Here is a 17,916-nt window from a genome sequence, read left to right on the forward strand (position 1 = left end):
TCCAGGCACAAAAAAAGCACTTCAGTACATCTGCAAGTGCTTTTTTTCAAGGCTTTTTTCTGGTGGGCCCAGGAGGACTCGAACCTCCGACCAATGGATTATGAGTCCACTGCTCTAACCAACTGAGCTATAGGCCCTTTAGAGACGGCGATTATACGCAGAATTACAGAAATATGCCAAGTGTTTTGTATACACGTATCAGTTTGTCTATCCTCTACAACGTGACAACCATCGACAACTCTACAGGTGAAGATCTGACAACAGTTTATAAATTTGGTACAGCCATTCTCATATTGACAGTGGGCGCTTCAGCAGGATGGTGGCTACGTGACAACTATGCTCCTTCTAATAAGTACCATGGTTCAACTTTTCTTAAGCCTGTAAATGATGGCGCGCTTGCGGTCATCACTCCTACTGCTTTTGTGGAACCACCCGTTTACAGACAGCCCCCTGCTACCAAAGAGCTGCTGGCTTTACTGGAAGATAGGCGCTTTGATGATGCCATTACGCTGTTTCAACAACACAACAATAGCGACGCAAGCACCCAGCAGGCACTCAGGCATTCGCTGATCACGCTTCTGGAGCAATGGCGAAACAACGGTGAAAGTGAGAAAAGTATTCAGGCACTGGAGCGCTTTACGCAACACTACTACCAAGACAGTTCATTGCTAAAAATGCAGGTAGAAATGTTAATCAGCCAGGGTGAAATACATTCAGCCCTGGAAGTGTGCATGATGGCAGAACCCTTGACCCGCCGGGGTAGCAGTACTGAATTCTTTAAAAGAACCACACAACATCTGGCCCGGCAGCTGATCAGCAACCACAAAAAAAATAATGACCTTGCCAGTTTATTGCCGCTGTTTCAGAGGCTTGTTCACAGGTTCCCCCATTACAGTCTTTACCGCTATCACCTGGCAGAAATCTACCTGGCTGCCAGCCTGGCAAACGATGCCGCCCGGGAACTCGAACAACTCACAGATGACCCTGTTTTCGGCAAGGTAGCAACCGCGTTGCTGGCTGATTTCACTGTGGCTACCATGGACGATTTTGATGAACCTGAAACCCTGCCAACCGGCAGTGTCCCATTAACCCCATCAGGCGCGCATTTCATGGCAAACGTGATGATTGGTGATAAGGTAACCGCTGCGCTGCTGATTGATACGGGTGCTACATTAACGACTCTGCCTCCTGCACTGTTACAAAAACTCAAGGGCTTGAAGCTGGCAGCAAGATCCGGTCACACTGAACTCAAAACCGCCAATGGTATCCGTTTCGCGCCTATTTATAGATTGAAAACCCTCCAGATAGGTGCTTTTGTTCTCAATAATCTGGAAGTCGCAGAGCTGGAAATAGGTGGCAATGAGCCTGCTCAGGGGTTGCTGGGAATGAACATACTGAACCGCTTTATGTTTCAGATCGATCAGGATCGAAAGGCTCTTATGCTTATTCCCAGGTAGTGCTATCATAGGAGCCTGTCGGACTTAAGACAATTTCGGCCTAAAATCCAGAAAGCGCGAGAAAGCGCGGCCAGAATTTCCGATCAATTTGCTTAAATAGGTCAACTATTCGCACAAATTGATCGAAAATTCTGACTCGCCCTACTGAATTTTATGCTCGAAAGCATAAGTCCGACAGGCTCCATAGGAGGCTTGAGTGTCATGCTCATCAATAGGCTACCCACTTTGGGCAGTATGTTATTATCAGACCACTGGACATAGAAAACTACATGCAAGACTGGCTAAGCATTTCGCTGTATGTGCTTATCATTATTCTGATTTCCGGGTTTGTCCTCAGGTATATACGACGGCAAACAGTCACACAATCCAACTCGCCACAAACGGCATTACCTGAAGCAACCCTGTCAATAAAGGGGAGCCACCCCCTGAATATATCTGATACAGTAACAGGTAGCCCTATTATCCCCCGCGATAAACACACCATTTCCCGCAGGAATATGAGCAAGAATGCCCTTAAGGTACTCCATCGCCTTAATAACGCGGGCTATGAAGCATTTCTGGTGGGCGGGTGTATTCGTGACCTTTATCTGGGCATTACCCCAAAAGACTTTGATATTGCTACCAGTGCCACCCCTGAAGAAGTTCGCAAGCTTTTTAAAAACGCCCGGGTGATTGGGCGCCGTTTTAAGCTGGCGCATATCCTGTTTGTCCGAGAAACCATCGAGGTCGCCACTTTCAGGGCCAGTCATGACGCGAATAAGCCAGCATCAGACTCTTCACGCCATGCGGACTCCGGCCGCATACTACGCGATAATGTCTACGGCTCTATGGAAGAAGACGCGCTGCGCCGTGACTTTACCATCAACGCGCTTTACTACGAGTCGCAAAATTTCTCCGTGGTCGATTATTGCAACGGAGTGGCTGATATTGAACAGCGGACACTCCGGCTGATTGGCGATCCCCTGAAGCGGTATCGGGAAGACCCGGTACGGATGTTAAGGGCCATCCGCTTTGCCGCTAAGCTGAAGTTCACTATGGCAGAAGCAACGCGGGCGCCCATTAAAACATTCGCCCACCTGTTGCAGGATATTCCCCCGGCTCGATTGTTTGATGAAGCCTTAAAGCTCCTTCATTCTGGCAACGGTGTGGATACTTTTGACAAGCTTTGGGAATATGGCCTGCTGAAGCCTTTGTTCCCGGCCACTTATCATAGCCTTGAGAGTGATGATCTTCCGTTTGAGGAATTGGTCTATCATGCCCTGGAAAGCACCGATAAACGCGTTCGAAATAACCAACCGGTAACCCCTGCCTTTTTGTTTGCGGTCTTGTTATGGCACCCTTTACAGCAACAGGTTCTTGAGTTAAAAAGTCAGGGTATTCCTCCTATGATAGCGCTACAAAAAGCATCGACCCTGGTACTGAACAATCAGGCAGCTCACACTGCCATACCGAAACGGTTTGTACTGGTGATTCGTGAAATCTGGGAGCTACAGACCCGCCTTGAGCGTCGCCAGCCCAGGTTGGTTAAGAGTTTATTAGAACACCAGCGTTTCAGGGCCGCTTACAACCTTCTGTTACTCCGCGAAAAATCCGGTGAAAAACGTGAGAATGTCAGCCAATGGTGGACAGCGGCCCAGGAGGCCAGTGATGAAGATCTTCAACAGATAATCCTGGCATTACGCAGTAGCCCTTCATCAAAAGCGGGCAACAAAAACAAAGGGCGTAAGCAGCGCAAGTCTGAAACAGCAGGCGATGTTACCACTCACTCACCTGATCAGGATGTATGATGTCTGATATCACAGCGTTTATTGCCCTTGGGAGTAATCTGGAAAAGCCAGCGCTGCAATTGCAAAGGGCAGTGGATGACATTGACTCATCAGACAGTATGCGATTACTAAGCTGCTCCAGACTCTACCGCAGCGACCCTGTGGGTCCTGAAGGTCAGCCAGATTACTGCAATGCCGTGATTTCCATCACAACATCCTTACAACCAGAGCCTTTGCTCGATACCCTGCAAACGATTGAAAACCATCACGGTCGTCAACGGTCAGTTCGCTGGGGACCACGAACACTGGATCTGGATATTTTATTGTATGGGGATCAGCAGGTTCACAGTGAACGACTGACTGTACCCCATGAGCAAATGCATGGGCGTGCGTTTGTGCTTTATCCACTCAATGATATCGCCCCGGATCTTACGGTGCCCAATAAGGGCCGACTGGCGACATTGTTGGATAACGTACCCTTTGAAGGACTGGATGTGATTGCTGAGCACTGGCCGTGGTTTTAGCCGCCTGTTGTGTTTATTACCACCGAGCGCAAACAAGCTGGACTGGTTTATTTTATGCTGATTCTCGTTAAATAGCGTCAAATTGCCTTAATCCGATCCTTTCTCGCTACGGCCACTTAAGTCACCGTTGCCAGTCGTTTATTTGAGAGCCAGACGTTGATAACGCGACAGTTTTTCCCCACAAGGCGGGATGAAAACAGCCGAAGTTTGTGGACACTGGCTGATTAATCAGTAAAAGACCTAAGGAGGAACACCATGGGTGCAGGTTTACCGAAAATCCCTGGCGAATTTCATAAGATCCCTGAGGCCAAAGTAGCCATTATTGGCGCTCGCTGGCACAGTGACTGTATCGAAGCGATGATAGACCGGGCCCATAAAGAGTTGCTGGCCATTGATGTCAAGCCTGAAAACATTACGGTACATCGGGTACCTGGCTCACTGGAAATACCCTTTGCGGCCAGGGTCTTGTTTGAAGCGGACCCTGAACTCGACACTGTCATTGCCTTTGGTGTAGTGCTTGAGGGTATTACATCCCATGACGAAAGCGTACTTTTTACGGTAGTCAATGGGCTGAGCGAGATCACCCGTCAGTTTGGTAAGCCCATTATTAATGAGGTGATCGGTGTTAAGTCCATTGAAGATGCCCATAAACGTTCCGGTGACAATAACCAGAACAAAGGCGTTGAAGCGGTCTACGCGGCCTCAGAGTTGCTGCACTGGTGGCGCGGGGTCGCGCCGAAAAAATCCAGCTCCCCACCAGGAGCCGGTCGCACTTAAGACAATTTCGGCCTAAAATCCAGAAAGCGCGAGAAAGCGCGAGAAAGTGCGAGAAAGCGCGAGAAAGCATAAATCCGACAGGCTCCCAGGCGGCTAACGTCTGGCAGTTGCTCTGAAAAGCAGCGGGCCGTTTTCTCTTGCGGCGGATTGCAGTAACCTGAACAGACAATAAAAGGACTTGCCCTATGAAAGCATGGAACGCGCTACCTGTCTTTTTGAGTTTCCCGGCCTTTGCTACTGATGACAAGCCTGCGGAGACACTCTCAGATATCAGTATTGGTCAGATGTTAATGCCTTTACTGCTGGTCATCGCACTGATTTTTCTGCTGACATGGATGGTGAAAAAGATTCACCCATCGCAGCGTTGTACGGGAAAGGATATTACCCTGTTATCAGTAACACCGGTATCAAACCAGGCACGGCTCTGCCTGGTACGTATCAGTAATAAAGATATTCTGGTAGGCGTCACTAGTCATCAGGTGTCTCATATTGCCACGTTTAACGAACCGGTAACAGAAAACCCTGACAGCCAGACACCATCAGCGTTGTCTGAGCGGTTCAACCAGTTACTGGCAGGGGATAAAAACAAAAAGGGATAACACCCATCATCGTATTTATGGGGGTTATTTCACTTTGGTTGCTTGCCGAGCTGATATTTTTCATTCACGTCCAGCATTTGTCGCCAAAAGGGATCATTAGCCACCAGCCATTTGAATTCTTCTGTGCCTTCTTTGTTATTTTTAGAAACAATGGTGTCAAGTTCAATACCTACAGCGCCCATGGTATCAAGGGTCATGCGCCAGATATCAGGGTAGTGTCTGGCTGCTACACAGATGCCGGCCCAGGCATCAATAACCACGGCATCCTCATCCCAGTCGCTAAAATTCTTGGGGAACAGACCTTGTTCATCGGGATGCTGGTGCAGCACAACAAACGTGTGATCGTCAGGCGATAGCTTGACCATATAGCACACTGGTGGATTATCCTGCAGATAATTCAGATAAAAATAAACCAGACAAGACTGTTCGCCACAGTTACCAACCCCCCCTTTCATAATGAATCTGATTAGATTGGACAAGTTTGTTGCTTTAGCGGTTTGTTGTCGTACTTTATCAAGTAACGTCGCGTTTTCTGATGAAAAGCATGGCGTCCATGATTTTACTGGGTTTACATGGCCTGCCCCCAGGTTACCAGCGCCACGACGCATGTGATACTTGGCAAACCTCAGGGCAGCCTGTGCGATGCTGGTTGCATGGGTGTTCGTACTGTTTAACCGGTGAACAGACTTTGAACGCACAAGCGGTGTATGGTTACGGGGTGAGATGGCGGAATTATCGAGAGGCACAAGAACCCTCCTTCAACAGCTATGCAGCATTACTTTTGAGTACAGGCAGCTTGAGCATTTTGCCCTTCTTTGGCCCATTAACGATAACGTTTATACAAATTATAGGCCAACGGAACCTGAATCACTTTGGTTGCTTGCCGAGCTGATATTTTTCATTCACGTCCAGTATTTGTCGCCAAAAGGGATCATTGGCCTCCAGCCATTTGAATTTTCTTTTACCTTCTTTGCCATCTTCAGAAACAAAAGTGTCAAGTTCAATACCTACAGCGCCCATGGTATCAAGGGTCATGCGCCAGATATCAGGGTAGTGTCTGGCTGCTACACAGATGCCGGCCCAGGCATCAATAACCACGGCATCCTCATCCCAGTCGCTAAAATTCTTGGGGAACAGACCTTGTTCATCGGGATGCTGGTGTAGAACAACAAACGTGTGATCGTCAGGCGATAGCTTAACCATATAGCACACTGGTGGATTCTCCGGCAGAGAATGCAGATAAAAATGAACCAGACAAGCCTGTTCACCACAGTTACCAACCCCCCCTTTCATAATGATACTGATGTAACTGCATAAGTCTGTTGCTCTAGCGGTTTGTTGTCGTATTTCACACAGTAACCTCGCGTTTGCTGGTGAAAAGTATGGCGTCCATGGCTTTACCGGGTTTACATGGCCTGCCCCCAGGTTGCAAGCGCCAAAACGTGTATGATACCTGGCAAACCTCAGGGCAGCCTGTGCGATGCTGGTTGCATGGGTGGTTGCGCTGTTTAACCGGTGAACAGACTTGGAACGCACAAGCGATGTATGGTTACGGGGCGAGGTGACGGAATTATCGAGAGGCACAAGAACCCTCCTCCAACAGCTGTACAGTATTACTTTTGAGTATGGGCAGATTTGGGCGTTTTGCCCTTCTTTCGCTCTTTTTTAGCGGCCCATTAACGACAACATTTGTATAAATGAAGGGCCAACAGAACCTGAATCACTTTGGTTCCTTGCCGAATCGATATTTTTTATTCACGTCCAGCATTTGTCGACAACAGGGTGTATTAGCTTCCAACCATTGGTATATATCTCTACTTCCCTCGTCATTTCCAGTATCAAGGCAAAGTTCAATACCCATGGCGGCCATTGTGTCGAGCGTCATGCGCCAGACGTCAGGATAGCGCCTGGCCGCTACGCATATACCGACCCAGGCATCAATAATCACGGCATCTTCACGCCAGTCATTAAAGTGATCAGGGAACAAGTATTCTTCATTGGGCGACTCGTTCAGCACAACAAAAACGTGGTCGCCAGGCGAAAGAGAAACCATATGGCACTCTGGTGGATTATGTTGATGTAACAGGAAATAATAAACCAGAAAAGATTGTTCAGTGCAGTTGCCAACTTTAGCTTCCTTAATCAGCTCGACATATTTGTCATCTGCGTTTGCTCCACTGACTTCTGTTTTCCTTCTGTACCGTAATTGAGCAACCAATGCCCGGTTTTCTGGTGGGAAGTAAGGCGTCCATGGCTTTGCCTGCTTGACATGACCTGCTCCCTGGTTAGCGCTGCCTCTGGGCGTGTGATGTTTGGCAAACCGCAAGGCAGCCTGTGCCAGGCTGTACGAACAAGGACTTGCGCTTTCCAGTTTGTGAAGGGATTCGGAGCGCACAAGTAGTGAGCGAGTACGACGCTGGCGGGGCAAAGTGGCGGAGCGGTGTAAAGGCATTATGACGTTTCAACAACCCTGAATTATTTTTGAGTACGGGTATCTTTCAGCGTTTCGCTGCTAAAACGCCGACCAAGGCGCATTTCCCGTACTTTGCTGCTGAGGCGGCTTTTTAGTATAGCTGATGGTAAAACAGCGGCATTTACTCCTGATAAACTCCCCATTGATCAGGAGCGGTTGATCATCATACCCACCAACTGCAACATGCGCATTTCTGTCGCGCAGATCTGTTCAAGGGCTTCCTGACTTTCTGCGCTTAACCCGCGAAGACGCATCATCTGCTCATCTGGATCATGCCACTTTTTATCGGTCATATACACGGGCCACTTTTCTGATAAATGGCGCTGCAATCTTTGGGTTTTTGCGCATAACACCCCAAGCATAGCCAACAGTATCGGGGACGATTGCCCACTACTTGTCCGAAGCTGAATGTATGTCATATAAAGTTTGGCGATCCGCTCAGTGCTGTTTTTGAGGCACAGCAGACAGAGATAAGACTCATCATTCAATGACAGTTTTTCGCTCATGGGCAAACCCTCCCAAAGATGGTCAGGAATAGCGTCAGCAATGGGCAACAGGCTCCTGGCCAATCTCCTGACACTGTATTTATTGTTAACTTTCTTCAGACTACCCCATTGCACAGTATGATTGCCATAAGCGCGACAGCCCATAAGAAAGCATAAAGCGCTACTTTTTTGCCTCCTGAATGAGCCGAACGGATGTCTCCAGAACACTACTGACAGATACCCAATAGGCGGCACGAGCCTGCTTTTCCTGAGGCTCAGTCACCTTAAAGCGTTCAAGGGTGATTTGTAATTCTACCGGGCAAACACCTATTCTGTCGGGGTAATCCTGGCCCGGAAAACATTGTTGATAAAAGCGTAGCCAGTCAAAGCAAAGACCGGGATCTGCTTTTCCCCTGAAGCCGGAAACCTGCTCATGGCCTAGCACCCTGCCAGGGCTTAACAATGCCGGATAATACTGCTGAAGTATTTTTAGAACATCATTCAAGGCATTGTATTGGGCATCAGTATAGTCAAAAAGATTGCCATTATAATTTATCAACTCAATGCCTATGGCAAAGTCATTAAAGGCCTCAAGGGAATCCTTATTATCTGTCCACTGACTCGGACCGGCATGACGGGCCCGTTTGGCTTTACCTTCCAGGCAACTTACTAACTCATAAACAGTCCCGTCCCGATCAATGACAAGATGCGACGATACAGTGCCATTTTTCTTGAGAAAAATGGCCAGTGTCTGCTCCAGGTCAGTGGCCGTGTAATGCAACACCAGGTATTGAACAGGTATTTCCCTGTCATCATAATTTGGACTGGTTTTCTTGATTATATTCATCATTTAAAAAGCCGTCTTCAACCCCTTAATAATCAGCCCAAAAATGTCTTAACTCAACAGAATTTCAGGAAATCGCCACAGGAAAGCGGTATTCTCAAGCATTTGGAGTCAGCATCATGGCAAAAGGATTGAAAAAACACACTGAGCGTCTTAAAGCACTCAATCTGCTGGGAAAAGATCTGACCCGCCGCAGTCGATCCACTTGCGAGCTTTGTGAAGTATCTGGCGTATCGCTCAATATTCTTGAAATCGCGCCTGTGCCCGAAGAACCTGACAGGGACAGTTGCCTGATGGCCTGTGATACCTGCAAAACCTTCCTCGAAAATCCCAAGCATGAAAAACCTGAGTACTGGCGCTGCCTGACAAAAACGCTTTGGAGTCCATTACCTGTGGCTCAGGTGGTAGCGGTTCGCCAGCTTAGAAGGCTTTCAGCACAACACCCATGGGCAGCAGAACTACTGGAGCATGCTTATTTATCTGAAGATGTCGAACAGTGGGTGGAAAAAAATTGAAGGACACTCATAAATTTACCCTTGGTTTTTTACATGGTTAAAAATATGGGTGTCCTATAATGAAAATACTTTGAGAGTAGATGGGAACGGACTTTATGGTAATTTCCGTGTAGGGTGAGAAACCATTTCAAAGCCCTGAACAGGCTCTGGTTTTGCCAAGGGATAAAGTTCCCATTCTGCCCATTGCTGTTGTAACATTAAATCCGCAAAATAGTCCCGTGAAAATTTAGCAAACTCTCTTCTGTGTTCAAACCATACTTCACCTTCGTTAGGGTCAAAAAAGACCGCATCGGATTGTCGATTACCCAACCAGGCGCATAGAGCGTGTCCTGTCCCAGAATAATGCGTTCCGGCAATGGCGACATCAGTATTATGTACAACAATAAGTACATAAAATGACGTATATTTTAATAACGCATTGACCATCAAGTGAGACTGGGTGCAACAGTCATCAGCTACTGCGTCATCCATGCAGTTTTTAAATGAAAAAAGATAGTTATGAGTGACGGGGTGGACAAGGGGACGTAAACCGAAAATTTTTAGCCAACTCTGGATATCCAGCATCTGAGATATAACAGAAGCCAGGTCCTTCCTCCGGCCTTGCCTGTGTTCATTCACCGCTACGATACGTCTAGCCTCAGATTTATTGAGAAAATTTTTTTCAAAAATTCCCTTTTTTTCTTAATCAACTCAATAGAGAGATGGTGGTCATTACTGTGGTATTTAATCCAGTGGGCACAAAGAGAAGCACACGTCCCAGATTCATCATCAATAATACCTTGATTAAAAGGCCAGGTTATTTTTCCGTTGTTGTCGGCCGCACATTTCTCAAATAATCGTTGAAACACAGGCATCAGTCACTCCTTATGGAAATCAACTGGCAAAATCAGTCAAATAAAGTTCGCTACTAACATGCAGTGAAAGAACAGAACCAAGAAGCTGATCACAGTCTTTTATGAGCTGGAACTGTCGATAAAAACTACCTTTTTCTGGTCATATTTCAAACAGGTTGATACCACATTCTTGAGATTTACTCCAATGACCTTGCCATGCAGCTCTTCCAGGCGAAAATAAATAGCAGATGGGTTTAAGCGTTAGCCGCTTCTGACGAGTGCTAAGAAGCAGTCTTAAAAGTGTCAGGTTATACCTCTCGATACTTTTTGTCAGTCTAGCGTCAGGGAGTATCAATGAATTTTTTTCAGGGTAGATCTGGTAAGATTTGCTCTAATCTTACTGGATTTGACAGGGGTTTGTCATGATAAACTTTCAGAAATGGATGTTGCTACTGATCTTTCTGTCTTATGGTATCAGTGCAGCGGAAGTTATCAAGAAGTCATCAAGTGGGATCTGCCATAACCCAGGCACCTCGTACTATAACCGCACTACCAAATACACCAGTTACTCAACCATGGATGAATGCTTGCACTCCGGTGGTCGTTTACCAGGTGGCAGCCACTCCTCAACAAACCGGGCTAAGGCAAAGACTGCAATCCAAAGCGGTGGCTACTCCCGTGACAAGTTCGGGAAAGGTTGGGGAAAGGGGGACGACCCCAATGATTGCATGAATACCCGCCATGAAACCCTGAAACGACTCAGTACCTCCACCATCGATACCGGAAAAAATAAGTGTACGGTGGAAAGAGGGCGCTGGTTTGATCCCTATACCGGCAAAACCTTCTACAAATCTTCTGAACTGGACATTGACCATATTGTCCCGCTGAAGTGGGAGTGGGAACATGGCGCGGCGAAGTGGTCCCAGAGCAAGCGGGAGAAAATCGCTAACGACCCTGCCAATCTGCTCGCCGTAGAGGCCGCTGCTAACCGGCAGAAAGGCGCTAAAGCGCCATGGGACTGGATGCCGCCAGATAAAGCTTACCACTGCCAGTACCTGCTCAGGTTTACACGGGTAGTTCAGACGTACGGATTGGAACTCAGTGGCGATGAGAAGAACAAGCTGAAGGGACTGTTTAAGCAGGGCAACTGCCGCACACCATTAATATAATCTGTATTTTTGCGCTGCCCTGTTGTAGGCTCCGGCTGGAGCCCCCATTCCATTCACTTAACAGCGCGTTATTTCACTATCCACCACCTGATACCAATCGCACTTTCTAAATCCCCTAAATCCCCTAAATCCCCTAAATCCCCTAAATCCCCTAAATCCCCTGAAGACCTCCTGAGTCATTTGACCCCTTCAGTAAACTCTGGATAAGCCTCAACACCACACTCAGTGACATCCGCACCGACATATTCCTCTTCCTCACTGATACGGATGCCAACCGTTATCTTGATGGCTCCCCAAACGAGCACCGACGTCAAAAATACCCAAAAGAAAATTGTACCAATGCCGAGCAACTGGGCACTCAACGTTGCTTCCGCGTTCGTTAACGGAACCGCCAGAAGCCCCCAGATACCGCCAACCCCATGCACCGAAATAGCGCCAACTGGATCATCAATTCGCCACTTATCCAGAGCAAGTATGGAAACGACAACCAGCAGCCCACCTAACGCGCCTATCAAGGTTGCATTCAAAGCGGTGGGTGTTGAGGGTTCTGCGGTAATGGCAACCAGTCCAGCCAATGCACCATTAAGCACCATGGTGAGGTCAGCCTTACCAAACAACAAGCGTGAGATAATCAAGGCAGCAATGACACCGCCAGCCGCTCCGGCATTGGTATTAACAAAAATCTGGGCGACAGCATTAGCATTTTCTACACCCGTCAGTTTTAACTGAGAGCCCCCATTAAAACCAAACCAGCCTAACCATAAAATGAAAGTACCCAGTGTCGCCAGGGGTAAGTTAGAGCCTGGAATGGCATTGACCGTCCCCTTTGCACCGTATTTACCTTTACGCGGCCCAAGCAACAAAACACCTGCCAGTGCCGCGGATGCGCCGGCTAAATGCACCACTCCAGAGCCGGCAAAATCCAAAAAGCCGTGATTATCAAGAAAACCGCCACCCCACTTCCAAAACCCCTGCACCGGATAAATAAAGCCGGTCATAAAGACAGCAAAGAGAAGAAATGACCAGAGTTTCATTCGCTCAGCGACGGCACCAGAAACAATTGACATTGCCGTTGCCACAAAAACGACCTGAAAGAAAAAATCAGAGCGCTGGGAGTAATAAGGCGCGTCGTCGCCGCCTGCCAGTACCGCTTCAACAGAGTGTTCCGCGCCTAGCAGCGTCCCCAACACCGGGATAACCCCACCAGAATTTGTACCGGGATACATAATCTGATAGCCGCATAATAAATACAACGTGCAAGCGATGGCAAACAGCACCACGTTTTTGGTGAGTATTTCCACCGTGTTTTTCGATCTTACCAATCCGGCTTCAAGCATGGCAAAACCTGCTGCCATCCACATGACCAGGGCACCACACATCAAAAAATAGAATGTATCAAGCGCATACGACAACTGTACTAAATTATTCATGAACCCCTACCAGCAATGAAAGTGACCTTTTATTTGAATTGTTCAGTGTTTGTTGAGAAAAACACTTTGCCTCAATTTGCCTCAATACGTGGGTGGATCAGCCAGCGAAAATGTTATGTTCGCTAATGGGTATTCAAGGCAATCACTGACCCTGTTAAATGGCGTCAACCCCGGTCTCACCGGTGCGGATGCGAATGGCCTGTTCCAACGCTGTCACGAAAATCTTACCGTCACCAATTTTGCCGGTATTGGCTGCTTTGGCAATGGCTTCTATCACCTGGTCCAGTAATTGTTCAGAGATAGCGACTTCAATTTTGACCTTCGGCAAAAAATCAACCACATACTCTGCACCCCGATAAAGCTCAGTATGGCCCTTTTGCCGACCAAACCCTTTTACCTCAGTGACAGTAATGCCCTGAACACCAATATCCGACAAGGACTCGCGCACATCATCGAGTTTAAACGGTTTGATAATGGCAGAAACCAACTTCATAGGTTTTGTCTCCTGAAAGTGATAGTCAGTGATTGCGGCTTCCCTCAGCCAAAGGATAAAGCACAAGCCAGCCTGCGCTTAGCGGTTAAGCCAGGAGCCTGTCGGACTTAAGACAATTTCGGCCTAAAATTCAGAAAGCGTGAGAAAGTGCGGCCAGAATTTCCGATCAATTTGCTTAAATAGGTCAACTATTCGCACAAATTGATCGAAAATTCTGACTCGCCCTACTGAATTTTATGCTCGAAAGCATAGATCCAACAGGCTCCTAGCCAATATCCCTATAAATGATGCTATCAAGAGAGGAGCAAAAAATATGCCAAACGCTATTATGCTTGATTAATCAACGCTGCATTTGAATGTCATTTAACGTCTTGCGTCATTATCAAACACAACATGATCTTTACGTGTTTTTTGCACTATCCCTGTGCATATCTCCAAGCTGTGTTAAGCCAAGCGTTTCATTTTTAGTCTGGAGCAGGCGAGTAGAGGGGGTGACGACAAACCGGACAGGTTCTAATGCCATTTTGAATCATGGCTATCGCGCATTCCCGGTGTACTTTATGGGAGCAAGGTAAGATCTGGCAGCCCGAAAAAGCATCCTCAAGACAAATGCAGCACTCATCGTGCCCTGAGTCGGGTCGGCATTTATGTTTTCCTTCAAGTCTCTTATCCAGGCAAACATTGCATACATCACAGTGGAAAGACTTATCTTTGTGAATTCGGCAAATCCCGCATTTTTCACAGTGGTAAGGGTTTTTATCAATGCTGGTGAAATGCTTGCAAGTTGGACAAAAGTAGGCCGACATTGTAGCTGTACAGCGCTTACATTTTTGGGAGCCTTCTCCAATTTCCGCCTCGTTATGACAATAATTGCATTTGTAGTGGGTCGCATGGGATGCCTTGGCCTCTTCGTTGTCACAGTTCTTACTGTTATTGTGACAGCGATGGCAAGAATAAAAATCGTTGCAACAGGGAAATTTTACCCGGCAGTGTCGCTGGTAGTGCTCGCAAAGCCAGATACTCTTGCCGGTAATGGCTTCTTGCTTTTCTGGCCATGATTCAGCATGATCCAACTCTCTCGCTTCCGCCTCTCTTTTCTTTCTTGCCCGTTCTGCTCTTATTTCCCGTTCTTTCCGTGCCATTTCTCTGTCAAATTCCTTTCTCTCTTCCTCTTCCTCCCTTGCTGCGCGAGTCTCAGGACTTTCCGGTGTTTGATACACGGAGAAGGCTTGGTCAGCTCTCCGATACTGTTCTCGCTGACTTTGACTCAGTTGTCCCTCACTTACAGGGTCTCTCTTTAGCCTGCGTTCTGCCTTGTCAGACGCTGCATTAATTATCTGGATCAGTTCTGCGGCCCATGAATCGCTGCCACTAGCAGCATTATCAGAAGCAGGGACAGGCGCATCGGGTTGGCGTCTTTTCGGGTTTTTGACATGGGATGCTGCCTCGGCACGACCGGGTATTTCAACATCTCTCCGATGTGCACCGGTGCCGGTTGCCTTTGTAGCCTCCGGTGATTTTTTTGGATGCTGGGAATAAGAGGCGTAGCCAGTACCAGAGGGCGCAGCCGGAAAACCTTCAGCAACGCCTGTTGAACGATATGGCATTGACATAAACGGCTGTTGATGGGCTCTGGCAGCGGCTGCCGGGTTGCCTGATTGCTGTACCCGTGAGCCGACAGAAGCCCGGGGCCGCCCATGATAACCGGGATCGGCTGTGACGATGGAAAACGGCGGTGACGGTAGGTCAACACTATTATAACTTTGGTCAGGGGGCAGCGATTGGTGGGCAGTGGCCGCGACGGCAGGAAACGGCGGTAGCGGTAGATCAATACTGTTATATGCAGATGCAGACAGACACCCGTCACCCCAACTTTGGTCAGGGGGCGGCGATTGGTAGGCAGCGGCCGCGACGGTAGGACACGGGGGTAGATCAGCCGTGTTATATGCATACAGCCCACTGTTGCCCGCATTTTGGTAGTCAGAGGGCAGCAACGAACCAGCATCGTATCGTTCTTTCGTAAAACCGCTCCTATCCACGGCTCTGTTTTTTAAATCGGCTTTCACTTTATCAACGTCCTTGTAATAGTCATCCTGCGAATGCAGGGACAAAAACTTTGGGTCAATGCCAGTGGCACAATCAGAGCCGAGGGTGGTATAGACGTTACCGCTTAAGTGGGTAGGCGTGCCGTTATTCTCAGGCGCTGCCGGGCGCCTGGTTTTTGGTCTCGCGCCTCCGTGAATGTCGCTCTGTTGCGAGTCAGCCGCATGGGTTCCATAGGGTACTGACCGCTGGGAAAGCGGAACAGAGCTGTGCTGATCACGGTAAGAGGTCTGTTGCCATTGATCAAAAGGTGGGTTGGCAGGGCTGTGGGGAAAGGAACTCGTCGTTAGCGTGTAATAGTTGACCGCAAGTCTGATGAGCGCATTTTCTGGAAGGTGCCCATAGTGGTATTGATCGATAAAATCAACGATTCTCTTTCCGTAGACGATGCCGTAAGTTAATAGCAGCGCTTGCCCAAAATAATCCAGAGCTTGTTTAAAACAGGCTCGCTCATGATCACTCACTGACTCGACGTTTATTATTTTACGTGAAAACCAATTCACCCATTCTCTCATGCTTGTCCGAAGCGAATCATCCTGAGAGAACGCTTCAGGGTTGGCGGTAAAACAGGCACCCTGGTCGCTCCAGCTGGTTATTGTTTCTTTGGTAGTAACCGTTTTCTGACGAAATACGCCTGCGGATGCCTGCTCAAAGTACTCGGTACTGGCTTCTTCTTTTAAACTATAGGTGTGAAACGAACCGCTACTGGCGCCGGAATAACCAGAAGCCCCACTGCCCTGCTGGTCTTTATGGCGATGGGTCGCTTTAAAAAAATGATGCCACCGTTCAACACTGATCAACGCGCCGGGAGTCGTCGAGGAAAGCAGACTGGTGGGAATGGTCGGCAAGGGCGAATCCTCGTCATTTTCGGTTTTCAGAATAATAAGTTCTTTAGGTAGCTGACCATCATGGCCGTGACTACCGGCGTTACCAGCGAGGGATAATTGCCCCGGGTTAACGGAAGACGGGCGAGGCTGGGGGCAAAACATATCCTGAAATAACTGGAGATACTCCACTTCTTTTGCGGGTTCATCATCAGGTAAGGTCACCTCTGGCAAGGGCGCTAAAGCGGTAACGCCAAGCCCAGCGCAGTCACTGTTATCGTTAGGGTTGTCAGGGTCTGCTGAAGGCCGAACCAGGCATGTTAATGTTTTATAACCCCCTGAACTCATTGCTTTCGTAGTAGGAATGTCAAGCTCAAACATTGCGTCCGCCGTGGAAAAACGCATCATTACGCGCGTTGATCCCTTTTCTTTTTTAAATTCCTTTGATCCTTTTTCTAATGATTGCCCTGTATAGTAATAGATGCATTGCTTAGTACGCTCATCAATAACAACATCATTAGGAAACAAGTCACCCTTGCCCTCAAGCGCTCTGGTAGAACAGATGACATAATCATCATCACCGGAGGTTGGTTTATCAGGTTCAATGAGCAAATCAACGGTATGCTTTTTTTCTGCTGATTGTGAACTGTCAAGGTAGAAGCAAGTGCCAAACGAAAGCTCATTCGGTGGGTTACTGTACTGAATAAGCACACGCCCCTGGCAGATTGATACACCTATTAATAAAGCAAAAATTAATACGTGCCATAGCCAGGAGGCTTTATAAAATCTGCCCATTTCGTAATCCGTCTATCATTTTTTTTCTGAAGTGGTGAACAGTGTAGTCAAGAGTTGATCGAACAATTGATTATTTTTTAGAACATATTTGTCGGGGTGAGCGGTCTCTGTCGCCACAGGGTTTTAACCCGGCCATAAGCTGTTGACAATAAATGTCAAATGCATACGATACTTACGTTCGGCCCGATGATGAATGGGTAGTGAAAATTACGGTGTGTAGCACAGCCTGGTAGTGCGCTGCCTTCGGGAGGCAGGGGTCGGAGGTTCAAATCCTCCCACACCGACCACTAAAATCAAGGGTTTCAGGAAATAAACCCTTGGTGGTAAAGCTACCGGTTCGGACTGGGTTCGGATGTAGCCGGAAACCTGGTTTGAGACTTTTGGAATGGTAAAATAAGGCCTTTTTTTTCTGCACGGTTAATGCGGTCACGTATGGTTCCCCGGCTTTCAAGGTCAATTTTCTTTCTGCGTGGAGCATTGTCTGTAAGGCATTATCGAGTATTGAGTGTTTCATTTAAAGCAGCGTCTTCCATAAATCATCCCAGCAACAATTACTCTGTTCAATCAGCCGGATTTTCCAGTCTCGTTTCCATTGTTTAAGCTGCTTTTCACGCTTAATGGCTTGTTGACTATCCGGTTGCATTTCATACCATACCAGCTTTTCTACAGCATACCGTTCGGTAAAGCCAGGAGTGCTTTTATTCCGGTGCTGCCACATCCGTTGCACCAGGTTACTGGTGACACCAATGTAAAGAGTCCCTCTCGGCTGGCTGGCAAGGATGTAGACGGCAAACTGTTTTGGCATAGGCGGATAGTAGTGTAAATTGTG

At 47.8% G+C, this 17,916-nt stretch carries 18 protein-coding genes and 2 tRNA genes; 8 read left to right on the forward strand and 12 right to left on the reverse strand.

What is annotated here, in order from left to right; all coding sequences use genetic code 11:
• Window positions 1-60: 60 nt before the first annotated feature.
• Window positions 61-137 (reverse strand) — tRNA-Ile (locus V4C51_RS01430).
• 36 nt (window positions 138-173) lie between these two features.
• On the opposite strand from V4C51_RS01430, the gene V4C51_RS01435 reads away from it, so the two are divergent.
• The 5 genes from V4C51_RS01435 to V4C51_RS01455 all read left to right on the forward strand — a co-directional run bounded on the left by V4C51_RS01435 (window position 174) and on the right by V4C51_RS01455 (window position 5,123).
• A complete protein-coding gene (locus V4C51_RS01435) occupies window positions 174-1,457 on the forward strand; it encodes a retropepsin-like aspartic protease (RefSeq protein WP_330924338.1) in 1,284 nt (427 codons plus the stop codon).
• Between the two features lie 269 nt (window positions 1,458-1,726).
• Entirely contained in the window at window positions 1,727-3,244 is a 1,518-nt protein-coding gene (gene pcnB / locus V4C51_RS01440) for a polynucleotide adenylyltransferase PcnB (RefSeq protein ID WP_330924339.1), read from the forward strand.
• Entirely contained in the window at window positions 3,241-3,747 is a 507-nt protein-coding gene (gene folK / locus V4C51_RS01445) for a 2-amino-4-hydroxy-6-hydroxymethyldihydropteridine diphosphokinase (RefSeq protein WP_330924340.1), read from the forward strand. Before pcnB ends, folK begins: the two co-directional genes overlap by 4 nt.
• Window positions 3,748-4,002: 255 nt before the next feature.
• On the forward strand, window positions 4,003-4,524 hold the full coding sequence (gene ribH / locus V4C51_RS01450) for a 6,7-dimethyl-8-ribityllumazine synthase (protein WP_330924341.1): 522 nt from the start codon (window positions 4,003-4,005) through the stop codon (window positions 4,522-4,524).
• A 185-nt stretch (window positions 4,525-4,709) separates the two neighbouring features.
• The gene (locus tag V4C51_RS01455; RefSeq protein ID WP_330924342.1) at window positions 4,710-5,123 is read left to right on the forward strand and encodes a FliO/MopB family protein; all 414 of its coding nucleotides are present in this window, start codon (window positions 4,710-4,712) and stop codon (window positions 5,121-5,123) included.
• A 29-nt stretch (window positions 5,124-5,152) separates the two neighbouring features.
• Here the strand turns inward: V4C51_RS01455 and V4C51_RS01460 are convergent, their stop codons facing one another.
• From V4C51_RS01460 to V4C51_RS01480, 5 genes are all read right to left on the reverse strand, one after another.
• Window positions 5,153-5,869 carry a hypothetical protein gene (locus V4C51_RS01460; RefSeq protein ID WP_330924343.1) on the reverse strand — a complete coding sequence of 239 codons (717 nt, stop codon included), beginning with the start codon at window positions 5,867-5,869 and terminating at the stop codon, window positions 5,153-5,155.
• A 121-nt stretch (window positions 5,870-5,990) separates the two neighbouring features.
• Window positions 5,991-6,707 carry a hypothetical protein gene (locus V4C51_RS01465; RefSeq protein WP_330924344.1) on the reverse strand — a complete coding sequence of 239 codons (717 nt, stop codon included), beginning with the start codon at window positions 6,705-6,707 and terminating at the stop codon, window positions 5,991-5,993.
• A gap of 136 nt (window positions 6,708-6,843) precedes the next feature.
• The gene (locus V4C51_RS01470) at window positions 6,844-7,575 is read right to left on the reverse strand and encodes a hypothetical protein (RefSeq protein ID WP_330924345.1); all 732 of its coding nucleotides are present in this window, start codon (window positions 7,573-7,575) and stop codon (window positions 6,844-6,846) included.
• A 167-nt stretch (window positions 7,576-7,742) separates the two neighbouring features.
• Entirely contained in the window at window positions 7,743-8,246 is a 504-nt protein-coding gene (locus tag V4C51_RS01475) for a hypothetical protein (protein WP_330924346.1), read from the reverse strand.
• 16 nt (window positions 8,247-8,262) lie between these two features.
• Window positions 8,263-8,931, reverse strand: coding sequence for an N-acetylmuramoyl-L-alanine amidase (locus tag V4C51_RS01480; RefSeq protein ID WP_330924347.1), 669 nt, complete (start codon window positions 8,929-8,931; stop codon window positions 8,263-8,265).
• 113 nt (window positions 8,932-9,044) lie between these two features.
• Between V4C51_RS01480 and V4C51_RS01485 the strand changes: the two genes are divergently transcribed.
• Window positions 9,045-9,440 (forward strand): phnA protein, encoded by a 396-nt coding sequence (locus tag V4C51_RS01485; protein WP_330924348.1) that lies wholly within the window; start codon window positions 9,045-9,047, stop codon window positions 9,438-9,440.
• Between the two features lie 93 nt (window positions 9,441-9,533).
• Here V4C51_RS01485 and V4C51_RS01490 read toward each other — a convergent pair whose 3' ends face one another.
• Window positions 9,534-9,911: a hypothetical protein gene (locus tag V4C51_RS01490; RefSeq protein WP_330924349.1), complete on the reverse strand. Its 378-nt coding sequence runs from the start codon at window positions 9,909-9,911 to the stop codon at window positions 9,534-9,536.
• A 149-nt stretch (window positions 9,912-10,060) separates the two neighbouring features.
• On the reverse strand, window positions 10,061-10,294 hold the full coding sequence (locus tag V4C51_RS01495) for a hypothetical protein (protein ID WP_330924350.1): 234 nt from the start codon (window positions 10,292-10,294) through the stop codon (window positions 10,061-10,063).
• 401 nt (window positions 10,295-10,695) lie between these two features.
• On the opposite strand from V4C51_RS01495, the gene V4C51_RS01500 reads away from it, so the two are divergent.
• Window positions 10,696-11,442, forward strand: a complete 747-nt coding sequence (locus V4C51_RS01500; RefSeq protein ID WP_330924351.1) for an HNH endonuclease family protein — start codon at window positions 10,696-10,698, stop codon at window positions 11,440-11,442.
• Window positions 11,443-11,618: 176 nt separating this feature from the next.
• On the opposite strand, the gene V4C51_RS01505 is transcribed toward V4C51_RS01500, so the two are convergent.
• The 3 genes from V4C51_RS01505 to V4C51_RS01515 form a co-directional block, all read right to left on the reverse strand.
• Entirely contained in the window at window positions 11,619-12,872 is a 1,254-nt protein-coding gene (locus V4C51_RS01505; protein WP_330924352.1) for an ammonium transporter, read from the reverse strand.
• 154 nt (window positions 12,873-13,026) lie between these two features.
• Window positions 13,027-13,365, reverse strand: coding sequence for a P-II family nitrogen regulator (glnK, locus tag V4C51_RS01510; protein WP_330924353.1), 339 nt, complete (start codon window positions 13,363-13,365; stop codon window positions 13,027-13,029).
• A 464-nt stretch (window positions 13,366-13,829) separates the two neighbouring features.
• On the reverse strand, window positions 13,830-17,087 hold the full coding sequence (locus V4C51_RS01515; protein ID WP_330924354.1) for a CHY zinc finger protein: 3,258 nt from the start codon (window positions 17,085-17,087) through the stop codon (window positions 13,830-13,832).
• A gap of 210 nt (window positions 17,088-17,297) precedes the next feature.
• Between V4C51_RS01515 and V4C51_RS01520 the strand changes: the two genes are divergently transcribed.
• Window positions 17,298-17,374: transfer RNA gene (locus tag V4C51_RS01520), tRNA-Pro, on the forward strand.
• Between the two features lie 227 nt (window positions 17,375-17,601).
• On the opposite strand, the gene V4C51_RS01525 is transcribed toward V4C51_RS01520, so the two are convergent.
• Window positions 17,602-17,892 carry a GIY-YIG nuclease family protein gene (locus V4C51_RS01525; protein ID WP_330924355.1) on the reverse strand — a complete coding sequence of 97 codons (291 nt, stop codon included), beginning with the start codon at window positions 17,890-17,892 and terminating at the stop codon, window positions 17,602-17,604.
• Window positions 17,893-17,916 lie beyond the last annotated feature (24 nt).

The sequence above is a fragment of the Candidatus Sororendozoicomonas aggregata genome, from assembly GCF_031528575.1.
Taxonomy (GTDB): domain Bacteria; phylum Pseudomonadota; class Gammaproteobacteria; order Pseudomonadales; family Endozoicomonadaceae; genus Endonucleibacter; species Endonucleibacter aggregata.

Bases quoted from the DNA above. Each gene is read 5' to 3' on its own strand.
- V4C51_RS01435 (WP_330924338.1), top strand. From the start codon at position 174: ATGCCAAGTGTTTTGTATACACGTATCAGTTTGTCTATCCTCTACAAC.
- pcnB (WP_330924339.1), top strand. From the start codon at position 1,727: ATGCAAGACTGGCTAAGCATTTCGCTGTATGTGCTTATCATTATTCTG.
- folK (WP_330924340.1), top strand. From the start codon at position 3,241: ATGATGTCTGATATCACAGCGTTTATTGCCCTTGGGAGTAATCTGGAA.
- ribH (WP_330924341.1), top strand. From the start codon at position 4,003: ATGGGTGCAGGTTTACCGAAAATCCCTGGCGAATTTCATAAGATCCCT.
- V4C51_RS01455 (WP_330924342.1), top strand. From the start codon at position 4,710: ATGAAAGCATGGAACGCGCTACCTGTCTTTTTGAGTTTCCCGGCCTTT.
- V4C51_RS01470 (WP_330924345.1), bottom strand. From the start codon at position 7,575: ATGCCTTTACACCGCTCCGCCACTTTGCCCCGCCAGCGTCGTACTCGC.
- V4C51_RS01475 (WP_330924346.1), bottom strand. From the start codon at position 8,246: ATGGGCTGTCGCGCTTATGGCAATCATACTGTGCAATGGGGTAGTCTG.
- V4C51_RS01480 (WP_330924347.1), bottom strand. From the start codon at position 8,931: ATGATGAATATAATCAAGAAAACCAGTCCAAATTATGATGACAGGGAA.
- V4C51_RS01485 (WP_330924348.1), top strand. From the start codon at position 9,045: ATGGCAAAAGGATTGAAAAAACACACTGAGCGTCTTAAAGCACTCAAT.
- V4C51_RS01490 (WP_330924349.1), bottom strand. From the start codon at position 9,911: ATGGATGACGCAGTAGCTGATGACTGTTGCACCCAGTCTCACTTGATG.
- V4C51_RS01495 (WP_330924350.1), bottom strand. From the start codon at position 10,294: ATGCCTGTGTTTCAACGATTATTTGAGAAATGTGCGGCCGACAACAAC.
- V4C51_RS01500 (WP_330924351.1), top strand. From the start codon at position 10,696: ATGATAAACTTTCAGAAATGGATGTTGCTACTGATCTTTCTGTCTTAT.
- V4C51_RS01505 (WP_330924352.1), bottom strand. From the start codon at position 12,872: ATGAATAATTTAGTACAGTTGTCGTATGCGCTTGATACATTCTATTTT.
- glnK (WP_330924353.1), bottom strand. From the start codon at position 13,365: ATGAAGTTGGTTTCTGCCATTATCAAACCGTTTAAACTCGATGATGTG.
- V4C51_RS01515 (WP_330924354.1), bottom strand. From the start codon at position 17,087: ATGGGCAGATTTTATAAAGCCTCCTGGCTATGGCACGTATTAATTTTT.
- V4C51_RS01525 (WP_330924355.1), bottom strand. From the start codon at position 17,892: ATGCCAAAACAGTTTGCCGTCTACATCCTTGCCAGCCAGCCGAGAGGG.